Consider the following 15,303-nt stretch of genomic DNA (forward strand, 5'->3'; position numbering starts at 1 on the left):
CAGATTATTATGAAACTACATAAGATTAAAGCTATTTTGGCAGTGGCGGCAATGGGAATCCTGTCCCAATCCTGCCTCGACTTAGAACCGAAAGACCAGTTGGCCGAATCCAATTTATGGAGTTCTCCTTCCGAGTTCCAGTTGTTTGCCAATCAGTTCTACGGTTGGACACGTGATTTCGGCTCGTTGGACAATAACTCGACCAAGCCGTTACACTCGGATTATAATTCCGACCTTTTCACAAGTCGCGACGACCGTAATCGTTTCAGCAACGGTTCTAACTCGGTGCAAGAGTCCGATGGCAATTACGGCTCCTGTTATGCGCATATCCGGCGTACTAACTTATTGTTACAGAATGCGGAGAAATATTCCACTCCCGCGGATATTGCGCAGTATGTAGGCGAGGCTTATTTCTTTCGTGCCTATTCCTATTTTGATTTGTTGCAGTTCTATGGTGACGCCATCATCATTACCCAACCTTTGGATGTGACTTCACCGGAATTGAGAGTAGCTCAGAACGACCGTAGCGAAGTGGCTGATTTTATCATAGAAGACCTTGAAACTGCCGCTCCTATGTTACCCCGTTTTGCTGAGCTGACTACGGATGATGCGGGACGTATCAGTCGTGAGGGGTGTTGGGCGTTTCTCTCGCGTGTGGCTCTTTATGAAGGTACTTGGCAAAAGTTCCGTGGAAATGAAGAACGGGGACGTGAGTTGCTGGATATTGCGGCAAAAGCGGCTAAGCAGGTTATTGACAGTAAGACGTTCAGTCTGTTTAAGCCGGATGCCCTGAAAGAAAAGGCGCAGAAGTATATGTTTATTCTTGAGGATGCCAAATCCAATCCGGCCGGTATACAAAAAAGCGCTAACAAAGAATATATCTTTGCGCGTCGCTACGATGAGTCTTTGGCTCCTATCGGTAAGAACATCACGAAGACTAATCTGATTAATATGGTATGGGTGAGCCGTAAGTTCGCCAATATGTACCTTTGCCAAAACGGACTTCCTATTTACATGAATGGTGTGAAGAATGCACAATTCCAGGAATATGCGACGCTGACTTCCGAATGGGAGAACCGTGACAACCGTATGCGCTATACGCTTGCCAAACCGGGAGATTATTTCTGGAACAACAGTAATCCGGGATGCCGCCTGACATGGAATGATGCCTCCGACCAAAGCAATGCGGCTATCAAAAACTTTACTCCCAGCAGCGGAACCGGTTATCATAATCAGAAGTGGGCTTCCGAACGCTTGGTGAAAGATAATTTCGAGGGCTTTGATTATCCGGTTATCCGTTACGCCGAGGTTTTGCTGAACTATGCTGAGGCTGTTTATGAACGTGACGGGAAAATAGAGGATACGGATTTGAATCTTTCCCTGAATCTTGTCCGTACCCGTGTAAATCCCAATATGCCGGGGCTGACCAACAAGCTTGTGAATGACAACGGATTGAGCATGCGTGAAGAAATCCGTCGCGAACGCACTGTCGAGTTGTTCCATGAGGGTTTCCGCTTGGATGATTTGAAGCGTTGGAAGACTGCGGAAACGGAAATGCCGCAAGATATACTCGGTGTAAAGTGGGCGGGAACAGAATTTGAAGCCAAATGGTCTGCATGTCCTTATCCTCGTAACAGCGAAGGGGTAATTGTAATGGAAACAGGCCGTCAGTGGCAGGACAAACATTATTTATTCCCTTTGCCGAAAGACCAGTTGCAATTGAATCCGAATTTGAAACAAAATCCGGGTTGGGATAAATAAGCGGTAAACTTATAAAAATAGAAAAGCGTTATGAAAAAGATATATATGAATCAGTTCCTGCTTGCCGGTACATTGACGGGATGTCTCTTTTTGGCTTCCTGCGATAAAGAGCAGGAGTTTACAACGGGTATGCCTGAACAACAGCTTATCAATTCCATTGAGTTGGAAGTGACTTCTAAATTGCCTTTGGCCGTAGGCATGGATAGTACTATTGTATATAAGGTTGCACCGGAAGATGCCGCCGATAAAGAAGTGATGTGGACTTCCTCTAATGAGAAAGTGGCCGCTGTCTCTCAAAACGGTACAATCACGGCGCTTACCGAGGGTGAAGCTGTTATTACGGTAAAACCTGTTATAGGCTTTGGAGTTACCGATGTCACAGAGAAGACGATTACGGTGAGTGTCATTCCCGAAATTATAGAAGTTACCGATATTCGGTTGACGAATAAAGATGATGAGGGCAATCCGCTTACCTCTCTTTATCCGGGTGATGAACAGAAACTGACTTATACGCTGTTGCCTGAAAATCATACCTATTCTTATCTTACATGGGGCAGTAGCGATGAAACGATTGCTACTGTCGCGGAAGACGGGACGGTAACTGCCGTTACACCGGGAAATGTGGTTATTTACGCTTATACTCATGATGGCAGTGGCTACCGGGGTGAGTTCCCGCTTGTGATTAATGAGATAGTAAACGCCGAAGATATATCCATCGAAGATTTGCCTGCTTTACATATGTATCAGACGGCTAAACTGAGTTGCACATTCGTGCCGGAGATAGCCGTTGCCAATTCGGTGGACTGGGAATCGAGTGATGAAAACGTGGTTACGGTGAAGAATGGTAAGGTTACAGCCGTAGGTTTTGGTGAGGCTACGGTTACGGGTACTTGCCGTGCTACGGGCAATAAGGCTGCTACAACGGTGAAAGTTACTACCGGTTGGTGGGTATGGGATGCCGCTTGCGGTTTCGACGGCTGGGGCATGGGTACCAAAGGAGCGAGCTTTGAGGTGACCGAAGACCGTATGGTAGTGACTACTGCAACACAATCATCCGGTGCGTTACGTGCTGACTTGACTTTGGATACTAAAAACATGAAAGTTATCATGGATCTTGTCAATTATCCGGTCATCGCTCTTCACACCAATCTTCCCGATATAAGTAAACAAGGGTATACGCTGGACTTAGTGGCAAGTAATGGTACGAAAGGAGAAAGTAAACTGAGTAAAGGCAAAGCGCTTTCGGACGGAACCAAACTATTGGTTTATGATGTGAAATCGCTTAATAAATTTACGGAAGAAGAAGTGACTTTTACCACTTTTCAAATAAAGATTGCTGATATGATGCCGGCTGAGCTTCCTACCGGACGGTACGAAATGTATTGGATACGTACGTTTGCATCAGAGGAAGAAGCTGTTCAGTTTGCCGAAGATCAAATTGCGGCAAATAAATAAGAATGATAAGTTATAATCATATAGAATAAAATAACAGAAGATATGAAGATGGACTTTATTTATACATTGGCGGTTACCGCTGCATTGAGTTTCTGCTCATGCACAGAGATAGAGGACGGCGCTCCCATTAACTTTGATGAATGGGAGGCACCGGAAAAGATAGAATTTACACTGAATCATCCGTGTATGTTGCACTCGGAAGCCGATTTTACGTATGTAAAAGAAAAACTTGCCGCTTCTGCGCAACCTTGGGCGGACGCTTACGCGTCATTGGAAAGCAGTAAATTTGCAAATCCTGCTTATCAGGCCGATCCTGTGGAATGGTTGAAACGTTTGGATAAGACCAATTGGGAAAATAAACATCCTGATTACGTAAATTATACCAATCTGGCAAATGATGCCGCCGCGGCTTATCAATTGGCATTACGCTGGAAACTTTCCGATAAGAAAGAATATGGTGACGCCGCCAAATCCATTTTGAATGCTTGGGCAAAGAATTGTAAGGGCATTTATCGTGAGAACGGTAGTTTGATAGACCCGAACGAACTGTTGATAGCTATTCAGGCTTATCAGCTCGCCAATGCCGCCGAAATCCTGAGAGGATATGATAAGTGGGGTGAGACGGAAGAGTTTAAGGCTTTCGTTCAATGGATAGAAAGCACATTCTATGCTATGGCAGACGATTTTCTTGTCCGTCACAATAATACAGCCGACCATTATTGGCTCAACTGGGATCTGGCGCAAATGACCGCCATCCTTTCTATCGGTATTTTGAGCGATAATCAGGAAATGATAAATAAGGTAATCCAATATTTCAAGAATGGTATAGGTCCGGGCAATGTGAATACCGCCGTACTGCATTTGTATGATGATCCGGACGGTTCGGGCGAGAAGTTGGGGCAATGTCAGGAGTCCGGTCGCGACCAGGGACACGCCATGTTATGCTGTGCATTGATGGGGTATTTCTGTAAGATGGCGTATAATATCGGTGAAGACTTATTTGCTTATGATAACGGCCGTGTAGTGGCGATGGCTGAATATGTAGCCAAATACAATGTCTTCAAACCGGAGTTTGCAGATCAGGTACCGGGTGGCAATAACGAATGGTTTAGCTATACACGCGTAGGATTCCCGTATACGGCTTATTTTTATTGTGACGAACAAATGGACGAACCTTCGGCAGTAGAATTGCGCAGTAACGGTGCGGAAACAGGTCGTGGCGGTAAACGCCCTATATGGGATTTGTGGTACGGACATTGTAAGAAAGTGGGGATGTCTGCCAAATATTGCGGTGAATTCGCTTCTCGTCTTCGCCCCGATGCCGGACCGGAACAATACGGCGGCAGTGGCGGTGCGCTCGACCAACTTGGTTATAGTACGCTTATGTTTTATTACGAATAGAGAAGAACCTAAGAGGTATTAATATAGCAAAAAGTAAATACGGCTTTGAGCGGTATGTTCCGCTCATCCGTATCTTACTTCAAAACAATGAAACTCTGATGTTAACGAGATTATTTAAATCGAATAGTATGATAAAAGGAAAATTTTTACTGACAGCTGTTTTAGCTCTTTTCCTGGCTTCTTGCGGAGATGATGAAGCACCGCAGGGAGCTGATGGGGCGGAAGTAAAGTTTACTGCCGGATTTGTACCGATGCAGACTGCCGGAGCTGATACTCGCTTGACAACCAATGACAATTGGGCAGGTCTTGCCGATCGTACCGTAGCGATAGAGATAGACGGTATAGTGAAGCCTTATACTGTGGATGAAATGGGCAACCTGACCTCTTCAGATCCGTTCTACTGGGGTGATAAAACAGAGCTGACCGTAAATGCTTGGTATCCTTATAATGAAGGTGTCAAGCTGGAAATTCCTGTAGTAAAAGCAGACCAAAGCGGTAGTGGATATTGGGAAAGCGATCACTTGGAAGTGGTGACACAGGATGTTCCTTTTTCTGCTTCTGATATTTCTTTCCGTCATCGTAACACCCAAATAGTATGTGATTTGAATTCCACCTTACCCGGTGTAAGTTACAACAATATTATAATCAAGTATCTAAACCTGCAAAATGTAGAAAAAGGTACTGTAGTACGCGCTACAGCCAAAGGTAAGGCTTTGATTGTTCCACAGACTATTACTGCGGGAACGGAATTTATGGAAGTAACCTTACCGGATGAACGTACCTATACGTATATACTTGAAGAAGATTTGACTCTGGGACAAGGTATCGCAAAAGGTATGGAACTTGAGGTGTCGGAAGATGGAATCAATGTGACCTTCAAAGATTTATCTTCTTGGGATATGAGTGAGGACAGTTTGGAAGGTAATACCATAGAGAATAAGCCGGATACGGATAACGATAATTCATGGGATAATGCAGGAAATGGCACGATAGGCGGCAGCACAATTGAAAATCAACCGAGTACTCCTAATGATGGCGGCTCGTGGAATTCCGGCGAGGAATCATGGGGAGGTGCTGCTAAAGCGCAATCAAATGAAATTTAAATGGAATAATAATAACAATTAAAGAATATGAATATGAAAAACATTTTCAAATTATCAGCAATGATATTGGCGGCAGCTTTTGTAGCAGGTTGCAGCCAGAACGATGAATTGGATGTGACACCGGTAGAAAATGAAGGACAACTTACTATCCACGCAACAGCTTCGGATTTTGTATCATCCGATGCGGATACCCGTATAATCAATGAAGGTGCAGACACTCAATTTGAGGCCGGAGATAAGATTGGTATTTTCGCCATCCGTTCTACAGATAATAAATTGTTGGTGCAGAATATGCCTTTGGAATATGCCGGAGCTGACTGGACGGGTAATGATAATAAAGTATATTATTATAAGAATACGTCTTATGTGGCTTATTCTCCTTACGATGAAAACTTGAGCATAGCGAGCGCAGACAATCAGGCGAGCCTGCAAGAACAGATTAAAGAACATTTTACCCAAAAGCTGAAAGCAGCTGGAAATGATCAAAGTATAGCTTATCCCTCTCTTGACTTGATGTTGGCATCTGCTGAACCGACTGATATAGGAAATGCAAATACAAAATCTCTTTCTTTCGACTTTAAGCATCAGTTGGCATTAATGGAAATTGAAGTGCCCGTAAAGGCGTATTTGGATACAGATAAGAATTTTATTTATGCGGAACCTTTTACGAAGGATTTTACTTTGAATAGTAATTCGCTTACAATGTATCCTCTTTCTATTAAGACAGAAGGAGTTGCCGGTGAGGATGCTAAAGCTTACAGCCTGTTTCGTTTCCTTGTAAAGCCGGAAATGGCGTATACTTTGGGAGGGGAATTAAAGTATGGCGCACCGATTCAGTTGGAAGAAAAGACTGTGAATTTGGAAACCGGTAAATATATGAAGTATACAATCAATGCAGAGGGTGCTGAAAGTTCTTATACTGAACGTGCCATTGCGGTAGGTGATTATTATTATGCAGACGGAAGTATCTGTCCGGGAACTAATGATGGTGATAATATTATTAAAGAAAATTGTATAGGAATTATTTTTGCAACTGACAATGTATCTGTAAGTAATGGAATGGACGGTTCAAAGAAATATACTAATGGAAAGGTATTGGCTTTGGAAAATTATCATACAGATGAAATGATACCAACAAGTAATACCAGTACAAGCAGTTATTACGTAAATTGGGGTGCTCATGAGGTGGAAGAAGGTAATGCAATAGATAAAAATTCCACCGACTATAATGCTTTTTCGGGAAAACTTGATGGTTATGCAAAAACTATGGATTTTGCTTCTTCAGTAGATGCAGTTAAGAATGTACTGAAATTTGGTAAGGAAAGCAATACGGAGTATGCAGCTCCTATCGGCTCTACGGGATGGTATATGCCGAGTATAGGTGAATTGATTGAGGTATTCAATGCTTTTGCAGTCAGCAATGAGGGGGGTAAATATTCTTTAAGTGCAACTGATTTTTTAACTGAATCGGTAAATCAGTCAAGTAAGGCGGCTACTTTGAAAAACATGCAGGATAAATTAGTTGCAGCTGGTGGTGAATTGTTGGAAGAGTTTACGGCTGAAAATAAGACAGACCGTTGGTGGTCTACAACAGAAGTTGGTGATACTGAGAATTCAAACAAACAGACATGGGTAATAGAATTGAAAACAAATGGACAAGTAAAGGTTTTGGGCAGAGATAAGATTGGTGCTAATGCATCAATACGTCCTATCTTAGCTTTCTGACATTCTTTATTTACTGTTAAATCATAAATTCTCAGTTTTCAATAGGTATTCAGAAAAGTATTCTTTTCTAAAGGAGAAGCATCAAAATGATGATAAACGTACCATTCTATCATTCAGAGGACTTTAGCCCGAAGAATTTACTCCCTTTGCAATAAGGGAAGAGATGCTTCACTACGTTCTGCATGGCAGAATGTAACGTTTATCAATTTTTGACATACTCACACTCATTGAACCTAAAGCGGCTGTCATATAATTGGCAGTCGTTTTTTTGCAGAGTTTCATATGTTGCATTAGGTACTTTCACGCTTTCATTCGTATCTTTATTAAAAATACCAAGGATATATATGAAGTATAAGACCATTATTTTCGCTTTATGTTTGTGGATGGCGGGTACACTGTCTGCGCAATCCGTTTATCCTGGACAATTTGCGGGTAAGATGAATTTGAATACGGTGGCTCCGGTCAAGGCAGAGAGTTTTGATTTGCAGGATGTTCGTTTGCTGCCAAGTCGTTTTCGTGATAATATGTTGCGTGATTCGGTGTGGATGACTTCGATAGATGTGAATCGTTTGATACATAGCTTCCGAACGAATGCCGGTATATGGGCAGGCCGTGAGGGCGGATATATGACTGTGAAAAAGTATGGTGGTTGGGAGTCTTTGGATTGTGAATTACGCGGACATACCACAGGACATTTGCTCTCGGCATACGGACTGATGTATGCCGCTACGGGTAGCGAAATCTTTAAACTAAAAGGCGATAGCATTGTGACGGAACTGGGTAAAGTGCAGGATGCGTTGGGCAATGGTTATCTGAGCGCGTTCCCCGAGGAGCTGATAAACCGCAATATTAAGGGACAGTCTGTCTGGGCGCCGTGGTACACATTGCACAAACTGTTTTCCGGCCTGATAGACCAATATCTCTATGCGGATAATGCACAGGCATTGGCTGTTGTGACGAAAATGGGCGATTGGGCATACGATAAACTAAAGCCGTTGAGCGAAGAAACGCGTCGGAGGATGATACGCAACGAGTTTGGCGGTATCAATGAATCATTCTATAATTTGTATGCCGTTACCGGTGACGAACGTTACCGTTGGTTGGCGCATTTTTTCTATCATAATGATGTGATAGACCCTTTGAAAGAGCAAAATGATGATTTGGGCACGAAACATACGAACACGTTTATACCGAAGGTACTGGCAGAAGCCCGTAATTATGAACTGACAGGAGATAAAGACAGTAAAGCATTGAGTGACTTCTTCTGGCACACCATGATAGACCATCACACGTTTGCTCCCGGATGCAGCAGTCAGAAAGAGCATTATTTCGATACAAAACGTTTCTCGCACTTCCTGAATGGCTATACGGGTGAGACTTGTTGCACCTATAATATGTTGAAGCTGAGCCGACACTTGTTCTGCTGGCAGCCGGATGCGCGCATTGCCGATTATTACGAAAGAGCCTTGTATAACCATATTTTGGGACAGCAAGACCCGCAGACCGGCATGGTTTGCTACTTTCTGCCTTTACTGCCGGGGGCGCATAAAGTATATAGCACAAAGGAAAACTCTTTTTGGTGCTGTGTAGGAAGCGGGTTCGAGAACCATGCCAAGTATGGGGAGGGCATTTACTACCGCAGTGCAGCGGGCATTTATATAAATCTGTTTATCCCTTCCGTTGTCCAGTGGAAAGAAAAAGGGATAACTTTGAAACAGGAAACGGCTTTCCCCGCAGGGGAAGCAACCGTACTGACAGTTGAGGCTGACCGTCCGGTGCGGACCACCGTCTATTTACGTTATCCGTCATGGAGTGAAAAGGTGACGGTGCGTGTTAACGGGAAGAAGGTACAAGTAAAGCAGAAGCCCGGTTCTTATATTGCTTTGAACCGTCTGTGGCAAAACGGTGATCGCATCGAGGCTGCTTATCCGATGCGGGTGCATTTGGAGACTACTCCGGACAATCCTCAAAAGGGCGTGTTGCTCTATGGGCCGCTGGTATTGGCAGGAGAACGCGGTACGGAAGGAATGCAGGCTCCGGCGCCTTTCTCCAATCCGGAGCTTTATAATGATTATTATACTTATGATTACCATATTCCGACAGGTTTGAAAACAACGATGGCGATAGACCGTAAGCATCCGGCACGTGTGTTGCAACGGGTTGGAAAGGAATTGAAATTCACTACGGAACAAGGTGATGTACTTCGACCGCTGTACGATATGCATCATCAGAGATATGTGGTATATTGGGATTTAAAGGATAAGTAACAGGTTATGGTATGAAATATCTTTTTCTTTGGATTTTCCTTTCCATTCTTTTGGGGGGAAGAATGACAGGTGTAGCTGCCGAATGGCAGTGGTCGGTGCAGATTCCTTCGATGATTTCACAGGAAACCGAAGCGCATCCACAGGCCTTTCTGTGGATACCCGACGATTGCGGGCAAGTGAAAGCCGTGGTGGTAGGGCAGCATAATATGTGTGAAGAAACCCTGTTCGAAAACCCGCTATTCCGCAAGCGGATGCAGGAAGCGGGCGTCGCCTTGGTGTGGATTACGCCTATACTTGATTTTCCTTGGGATGTGAGTACGGGATGTAATGACGCGTTGCTGGCTGCGCTGGACGATCTGGCGGAAACGAGCGGTTACGATGAATTGAAAGCCGCGCCTATTGTTCCTTTGGGACATTCGGCAATGGCAACCTTCCCCTGGAACTTTGCGGCATGGAATCCGGAACGTACGTTAGCGATTATTTCTTACCACGGCGATGCTCCGCGTACTAACCTGACAGGCTACGGCGGTGCCAATCTGGAGTGGGGACGTACGCGCAACATCGACGGTATTCCCGGTTTGATGGTTGAAGGAGAGTATGAATGGTGGGAAGCGCGCGTTAATCCGGCTTTGGCTTTTCGTATGATGTATCCCGAAAGTTGTATATCTTTTCTTTGTGATGCCGGACGAGGACATTTTGATGTGGCCGACCGTACAGCCGATTATATCGGTCTTTTCTTGAAGAAAGCGGTAGAACATAGGATTCCCGCGGATGTGGATGGGAATAAGCCGGCTGTCTTGAAGAAATTGAATCCCCGTGAAGGCTGGCTTGCCGAACGTTGGCGTACGGGTACACAAGAACCGCAGGGAGAAGTGCGTACAGCACGCCTCACGAAGCAACTCCGCCGCGCAAAGCCTGCTCCTTACCGGCAATATACAGGCGATCGCCACGATGCTTTCTGGTACTTTGACCGTGAGATGGCGGAACTGACCGAAGATTTTTATCGTCAGGAACATGACTTACTTCCGCAATATGTCAGTTTTATGCAGGAAGGACGGCTTGTTCCATATAATCCGCAATCACATGTCACGCTTTCCGCCCGTTTTTTACCCGAAGCTGACGGCGTAACGTTTCATCTGAAAGCGGTATATACCGATAGTCTGCGCGCTTCTTTGGCAGACAAACATTCGATTGCCGTGCCGCGGATTGAGCGTATTTGCGGTCCGGTGAAGCGGGTCAATGATACGACTTTCGTCCTTGACTTCTACCGTATGGGGACAACCAATAAAAAGCGAACTTCGAGCATTACGCTGGTAGCAAGCGCCGGGGGAGACCGGCAATATAAGGAATGCGTACAGGAGCTCAGTTTTAATATTCCTTATCCTCTTACCGAGGGACGGAGACAATGTATTCTTTTTCCCGGCATCGAGGATGTGAAAGCCGGAACGGAATCCGTTACGCTCGATGCGACATCCGATTGCGGGCTGCCTGTATATTATTACGTAAAAGAAGGGCCTGCGACAATCAAGGGAGATAAGTTGATATTTACTAAGATACCGCCCCGCAGCAAGTATCCGCTGAGGGTGACGGTAGTAGCTTGGCAATACGGTATTATTGGAAACGTACAGACGGCAGAGCCCGTAGAACGTACGTTCTTTATTGAGAAATGAGCTTTTATTGAATGTGCGTTAAGTGTCGTGTGCTTCTTGTTCGTATTGTAATAGGAAAGTAAACGGATGCTCATGATATAGCGATAATATGAAATATTAAGTAAATACGTATAAGTAGCTTATACTATCTGTCATTCAGAGACTCTTGATACAAATAAAGTTCAACACTTACTTAAAGATACACTTGCAGTAATGAATAAAAGAATAGGATTTCTATTAGGTACATTCGTATATGCCGCTTTTATGTTTGCGGGTAATGCCCGGGAATTGAGACTGACCTCTCCGGGCGGCATACAGGAAATAAGTTTCTATCAAAAGCAGACTGCTCCCGCCGTCAACGGTTTGTTTTATCAGGTTTCTTTCAAGGGACAATCCGTTATAGAAGAATCGCGTGCCGGATTGGAATTGGATAACCGCATCTGGGAAATGGCATTGGGACAGCGCAAGCTTATACAGCCCGCCTGTTGGATGGACAACCTTGAAGTAGACTCTGTAACTTATACACCGACAGCGGATAATATCTGGAAACCTCTTTACGGTGAACGCAGCGAAGTGCGCGACCATTATAACGCGGCGACACTCCATCTCTCCAAGAAAGACGGTTCTTTGTATCGTCTTGATATAGAAGTGCGCGCTTATGACGAAGGGGTTGCCTTCCGTTATTTCTTTCCCGAACATCCCCGTGCTACATTTCACAAAGTAGTGGGTGACTTGACGGAATATACCTTGCCTGCCGGTACGAAAGCATGGTCGGAACAATGGGCGCAGGCTTTCTTTGAATATCTGGATATCAATGAGCTGAAGCGTCCCGTAGAACGTGCCTTGACGTTGGAATTGCCCGGCGGCCTGTGGACCGCATTGCTGGATGCCGATGCGGACGATTGGTGCCTTACCAAATATCAGGCTTCGGCAGTGAAAAAGAATACGCTGACTTCCGTGATGTATAGCCCGGTAGATGTAGTGACTTACTACGCTACTCCGTGGAAAGTGATAATGACCGCTGAGAAACCGGGAGATTTGTTGGAACATAACGATATTATCCAAAATCTGAACCCGCCCTGTGAAATAGCGGATGCCGCCGAGTGGGTGAGACCGGGTACTATCATGCGCGAAACAACCATCAGCACCGAAGGGGCTGTCGCAACGATTGACTTCTGCGCCGAACATAATATTCCTTACATGCTTTTCGACTGGCTGTGGTATTTGCCGTGTACTTCGCACGACGGAGACGCTACCAAAGTGGTAGATAAATTGGATATGCCGCGTGTGGTGGCTTACGGAAAGGAAAAAGGGGTTGGTGTTTGGGTGTACGTCAACCAGCATGCCTTGATGAAGCAGGCGCGTGAACTCTTTCCGATACTTCGGGAATGGGGTATTGTAGGCGTGAAGTCCGGTTTTGTACAGTATGCCAGCCACCGCTGGGCTACGTGGTTGCACGACCTGGTTCGTCTGGCTGCCGAAAATCATCTGATGATGAATATACACGATGAGTACCGCCCGTCCGGCTTCAGTCGCACGTATCCCAATCTTCTTACTCAGGAAGGTATTTGCGGAAATGAGGAGTTTCCGGATGCTACACACAATGTAACGTTGCCTTTTACCCGTATGATAAACGGTGCGGCGGATTATACAATCTGTTATTTCGACAAGCGTTTGAAAACAACACACGCGCATCAGTTGGCGGCATCATTGGTGTTTTACAGTCCGTTGCAAACAATCTTCTGGTATGATAAACCCTCTTTCTATCATGGCGAACCGGAAGTAGAGTGGTTTGAAAACTTGCAAACGGTCTTTGATGATACGAAAGTATTGGACGGAACACCGGGTAAGAATATCACAATGGCCCGTCGAAAGGGGCAGGAATGGTTTTTGGCGGCTATGACGAATAACGACGGTTCAAAAGAGAATGTATCGCTCTCTTTCCTCGATAAGGGCAAGACTTACCTTGCGTATATCTATACGGATGGCGGGAAAGAAGTCAAGACCCGTACGCAGGTGAAGTGCTCGTATCTGCTGACGGATGCTTCTAAAGTGATGAAGTTCGATTTAAAACCAAGTGGCGGAGCTGCCGTCCGTTTTGTGCCCGTAAGTAAGGACGAAGCGAAGAAATACAAGAAATATAAGGGGGAAGTATTATAAAACTTCACTTTGTGTTGAGTAATCGGTATGGTTTGTTCGTATTGGTAAATGAATGTTTTAAGTAAAATAGGGTATAAATACGATAAGGTGATTGAAGTATTGTTTCCGGGATGTTTATTAATTGTAAGATGAAAAGATTAACGCTGATTATTGGCATGTTATGTACCGTCTGTTTGCAGGCGGAAGCGCAATACGTATCCGAGGTATGGGTGTCGGATCAGGGTAACGGTACTTATAGAAATCCGGTATTGCATGCCGATTACTCCGACCCTGATGTCTGTGCGGCCGGTGATGATTTTTATATGACCGCTTCCAGTTTCGGATGTACGCCGGGGCTGCCTATTCTCCATTCCAAGGATTTGGTGAATTGGCGTATTATCAATTATGCCTTGAAGGAGCTGGAGCCGAAAGAGTTTTATAATTCCGCCCGCCACGGTAAGGGGGTGTGGGCTCCGTCCATACGTTACCATAAAGGGGAATTTTACATCTATTGGGGCGACCCGGATTTCGGCATCTTCATGGTAAAGACAAAAGACCCTGCCGGTGAATGGGAGAAACCCGTACTTGTGAAAGCCGGTAAAGGAATGATAGACCCTGCGCCGCTGTGGGATGAGGACGGACAGGTTTATCTGGTACATGCCTGGGCCGGCAGTCGCTCGAAGATGAACAGTATTGTGGTGGTATGTGGGATGAATGCGGAAGGTACACAAGTTATCGGTAATCCGGTACTCGTTTATGACGGGAACGACGGAGTGAACCATACGGTAGAAGGACCGAAGCTCTATAAACGCAACGGTTATTATTATATTTTCGCTCCTGCAGGCGGTGTGGCTACGGGTTGGCAGTTGGTGTTGCGCTCGCGTAACATATACGGGCCGTACGAGTCGAAAATCGTGATGGCACAGGGCAAGACGAATATTAACGGCCCCCACCAGGGAGCGTGGGTAGATACCGGTAAAGGGGAATCGTGGTTTGTTCATTTTCAAGATAAAGCGATGTACGGACGTGTGATTCACCTGAACCCGATGGCTTGGGTGAATGACTGGCCGGTAATCGGTGCGGATAAAGACGGTGACGGTTGCGGTGAACCGGTCACCGTTTACAGGAAACCGGATGTAGGCGGGACTTATCCCGTGGAAACTCCTGCGGAAAGCGACGAGTTTAATACCCGCCGACTGGGATTGCAATGGGAATGGCACGCTAATTATCAGGATACTTTCGGCTTTACCTCGGATTTAGGCTTTGTCCGTATCTACGGGCATGTGCTTTCGGAGAATTTCGTGAATTTCTGGGAAGTGCCTAATCTGTTGTTGCAGAAGTTTCCGGCGGAAAGATTCACGGCTACCGCCAAACTGAAAGTATCCGCCAAAATGGACGGACAGCAATCGGGACTTATCGTAATGGGCTGGGATTACAGCTATATCGGTGTGGAAAAGGTAGATGAACTGTTTGTATTGAAACAAGCCGTTTGTAAAGATGCCGAGCAGAATACGCCGGAAACGATTGTCCGTCTGGCGGAAATTCCGGCAAGCCGAATTTATGAAGCCGGCCTGTATCCCAATTATGAAAGGGAAATCTACCTGAGGGTAAAAGTGGAGAAAGGCGGTGTTTGCCGCTTCTCTTATAGTTTGGACGGCAAGCAGTATACAGTTGCCGGGAGTCCTTTTACTGCCCGTCAGGGAAAATGGATAGGGGCTAAGGTCGGACTGTTCAGTACGGCTCCTTACGGTAAAGAACGCGGTTGGGTGGATGCCGACTGGTTCCATGTTGAGAAATAAAAGA

General features: G+C 45.4%; 9 protein-coding genes. All 9 read left to right on the top strand.

Annotated elements, in window-relative coordinates:
• Window positions 1-9 precede the first annotated feature (9 nt).
• The gene (locus tag I2F54_RS03265) at window positions 10-1,761 is read left to right on the top strand and encodes a RagB/SusD family nutrient uptake outer membrane protein (protein WP_009122700.1); all 1,752 of its coding nucleotides are present in this window, start codon (window positions 10-12) and stop codon (window positions 1,759-1,761) included.
• A gap of 30 nt (window positions 1,762-1,791) precedes the next feature.
• Window positions 1,792-3,216 carry an Ig-like domain-containing protein gene (locus tag I2F54_RS03270; RefSeq protein WP_195500510.1) on the top strand — a complete coding sequence of 475 codons (1,425 nt, stop codon included), beginning with the start codon at window positions 1,792-1,794 and terminating at the stop codon, window positions 3,214-3,216.
• A gap of 42 nt (window positions 3,217-3,258) precedes the next feature.
• On the top strand, window positions 3,259-4,617 hold the full coding sequence (locus I2F54_RS03275; protein WP_162614274.1) for an alginate lyase family protein: 1,359 nt from the start codon (window positions 3,259-3,261) through the stop codon (window positions 4,615-4,617).
• A 128-nt stretch (window positions 4,618-4,745) separates the two neighbouring features.
• On the top strand, window positions 4,746-5,720 hold the full coding sequence (locus tag I2F54_RS03280; RefSeq protein ID WP_195500511.1) for a fimbrillin family protein: 975 nt from the start codon (window positions 4,746-4,748) through the stop codon (window positions 5,718-5,720).
• Between the two features lie 33 nt (window positions 5,721-5,753).
• Window positions 5,754-7,445 carry a fimbrillin family protein gene (locus I2F54_RS03285; RefSeq protein WP_195500512.1) on the top strand — a complete coding sequence of 564 codons (1,692 nt, stop codon included), beginning with the start codon at window positions 5,754-5,756 and terminating at the stop codon, window positions 7,443-7,445.
• Window positions 7,446-7,789: 344 nt separating this feature from the next.
• Window positions 7,790-9,712 carry a glycoside hydrolase family 127 protein gene (locus tag I2F54_RS03290; protein ID WP_195500513.1) on the top strand — a complete coding sequence of 641 codons (1,923 nt, stop codon included), beginning with the start codon at window positions 7,790-7,792 and terminating at the stop codon, window positions 9,710-9,712.
• Between the two features lie 11 nt (window positions 9,713-9,723).
• On the top strand, window positions 9,724-11,382 hold the full coding sequence (locus I2F54_RS03295) for a hypothetical protein (protein WP_195500514.1): 1,659 nt from the start codon (window positions 9,724-9,726) through the stop codon (window positions 11,380-11,382).
• Between the two features lie 192 nt (window positions 11,383-11,574).
• Window positions 11,575-13,521: a glycoside hydrolase family 97 protein gene (locus I2F54_RS03300; RefSeq protein ID WP_022219826.1), complete on the top strand. Its 1,947-nt coding sequence runs from the start codon at window positions 11,575-11,577 to the stop codon at window positions 13,519-13,521.
• A gap of 128 nt (window positions 13,522-13,649) precedes the next feature.
• Window positions 13,650-15,299 carry a glycoside hydrolase family 43 protein gene (locus tag I2F54_RS03305; protein ID WP_195500515.1) on the top strand — a complete coding sequence of 550 codons (1,650 nt, stop codon included), beginning with the start codon at window positions 13,650-13,652 and terminating at the stop codon, window positions 15,297-15,299.
• Window positions 15,300-15,303 lie beyond the last annotated feature (4 nt).

Source organism: Bacteroides clarus (assembly GCF_015555825.1).
Lineage (GTDB): Bacteria > Bacteroidota > Bacteroidia > Bacteroidales > Bacteroidaceae > Bacteroides > Bacteroides clarus.